This is a genomic window from Syntrophomonas sp. UBA5494 (assembly GCF_002426325.1).
In genome coordinates, this window is sequence record NZ_DIPG01000042.1 from 67,140 (window position 1) to 69,152 (window position 2,013).

Consider the following 2,013-nt stretch of genomic DNA (forward strand, 5'->3'; position numbering starts at 1 on the left):
CAAATAGTACGTTGATTGAGCGGACCTATTGAGCAACGCAGTTATTCGCTTTTGTCGACGGTCTGACAGGGCTTAAAAGCCCTGCCGTTTAGGTATCATCGATTTTTACCAGGCTGCCTAATCTTTTAACTCCGCGTCAAGAGCGCCATTGATGATGTTTTGAATATCATGGAACATGTTGATAAAATGGGTTTCGGCTGCAAAAAATTCCGCAATCTCCGGGTACTGGTTCAAGGCGGCCAGCTCCTGGGACAACTCGCTCAGTAACTCTGCCGGCAGTTCCTCTCCCAAGATGTGGGCCCGGTTTACCTCCATCTGCCGGGCGCGCACTTTCAATATCTTATCTTTATAATCAGGATGCTGATCGATTGCCTGTTTTGCTGCCAGGTAATGTTTAAAAGCCCGGCACTGTTTGATGGACCTCGCCAATTCATGGGCTTTGTCAAAGGGATTGATCTCGGTCATCTAATCACTTCCTTAAAATAATCAGCAGCTCATTTAATGCGGAGAAGGGCTAGCGAAGCTCTACCACCATCTCCACTTCACAGGCTGCCCCCAGGGGCAGGGCATTAACCCCCACTGCTGCTCTGGCATGTTTACCGTTGACCCCGAAAAGATTCTCCAACAATTGAGAGGCGCCGTTCAAGACCTGGGGCTGGGCTGTGAAGTCGGAGTCACACCGTATATATCCCGTTATCTTCACTATCCTCACCAGCTGCCCCCAATCAGCAAGGTTCTTTTTGAGCACTGCCAGGCAGTTTATAGCCGCTTGCCTGCAGGCCGACTGTCCCTCCTCTATGCTGAGCTCGCTGCCCACTTTGCCCTTATAGGATAAAATACCCTGATCCATAGGCAGCTGTCCGGAAATAAACAAGAGGTTGCCGCTTCTAACTGCGGGTACATAAGCTGCCAGAGGCGCATTGACCTCGGGCAGCACGATGCCCGATTCCCGCAAACGCTTCTCTACGTCCATTATATCATCTCCTTCTACCTGACTACTCCTTGCATAACGGCCACTATAAACACAACATAGAACAACCCGCTGAACAGCAGGGATACGCCGCTGATATAGGCCCGGCGGCGCAATTGCCAAAGCAGGAATGCAGCCGACACTAAAGCCAGAGAGCCGGACAGCAAAGCGCCACTATTCAGCCGCCATTCTGTCATCATGATACCTAGGGCCGGGATTACAGAACCCTGGAAAACCATGGCTCCGGTGATATTCCCCAGGGCCAGGGTATCTTTCTCCCGGGAAATCCAGATTATACTGTTGAATTTCTCCGGCAGCTCGGTGGCGATAGGGGCAATAATGATAGCCAGCACAAATGCCGGAACCGCATATAACTGGGCCAACTCGGTAATGGAGTTTACAAACATATTGGCCCCCAGCACAATGAGAAGCAGAGCGCACAGGACCTGAACAAGCACAATGCCCAGTGAGGGCGGACAATGTTTTTTGGCAAAATAGCATGCCGGGAGCTGTTCATCCGACTCGATATCCCGTTCCTGGCTCACCATAGCGATCACATACCATACGTAGAGTCCAACCATCAGCAGTGCGATGATCACTTTGAGGGCCTTGAGGCTTTCAGGAATCAGTCCGCACCCCAGGGCCAGGACGAATACCACCAGGAAAAAGCTCAGATCGCGCGACATGCTGGAAAAGTCAGCCCGAACCCGGTATCCATGAATTCGCCTGCCTCTAAACACCACTACCGCAGCCCCGGTTACGAACATGGCCAGGGTGGACAGCATCAGAGGGGCGCCCAGAATAGCGCCGATACCGATCTCATGTCCGGCCCCGCCTCCATTGCCAAATAAAATGGCGATAATGGGAATAATGGTTTCCGGCAGGGCTGTGCCCACTGCAGCCAGGACACTCCCCACTGCACCTTCAGAAAGGTTCAATTTCTGGCCCAGCCATTCAACTCCGTTAACAAATATCTCCGCACCAGCTAGAATGATTCCTAGACTGATCAATAATATTACAATATCGCTCATCAATTGCTCCTT

At 51.5% G+C, this 2,013-nt stretch carries 3 protein-coding genes; all 3 read right to left on the bottom strand.

All coding sequences use genetic code 11. The features are described 5' to 3' along the window. Positions 1–117: 117 nt before the first annotated feature. Entirely contained in the window at positions 118–465 is a 348-nt protein-coding gene (locus tag B3W37_RS04705) for a YlbF/YmcA family competence regulator (RefSeq protein WP_483170283.1), read from the bottom strand. A gap of 49 nt (positions 466–514) precedes the next feature. Beyond that, complete coding sequence (locus B3W37_RS04710) at positions 515–973, bottom strand: RidA family protein (protein WP_483170282.1); 459 nt, start codon at positions 971–973, stop codon at positions 515–517. 14 nt (positions 974–987) lie between these two features. Then, on the bottom strand, positions 988–2,013 hold a 1,026-nt coding region (locus tag B3W37_RS04715; protein WP_483174934.1), incomplete at its 5' end, for a sodium:calcium antiporter.

What these genes read in the sequence shown, in the direction of transcription:
- B3W37_RS04705 (WP_483170283.1), bottom strand. Translation starts at nt 465, where the DNA reads ATGACCGAGATCAATCCCTTTGACAAAGCCCATGAATTGGCGAGGTCC.
- B3W37_RS04710 (WP_483170282.1), bottom strand. Translation starts at nt 973, where the DNA reads ATGGACGTAGAGAAGCGTTTGCGGGAATCGGGCATCGTGCTGCCCGAG.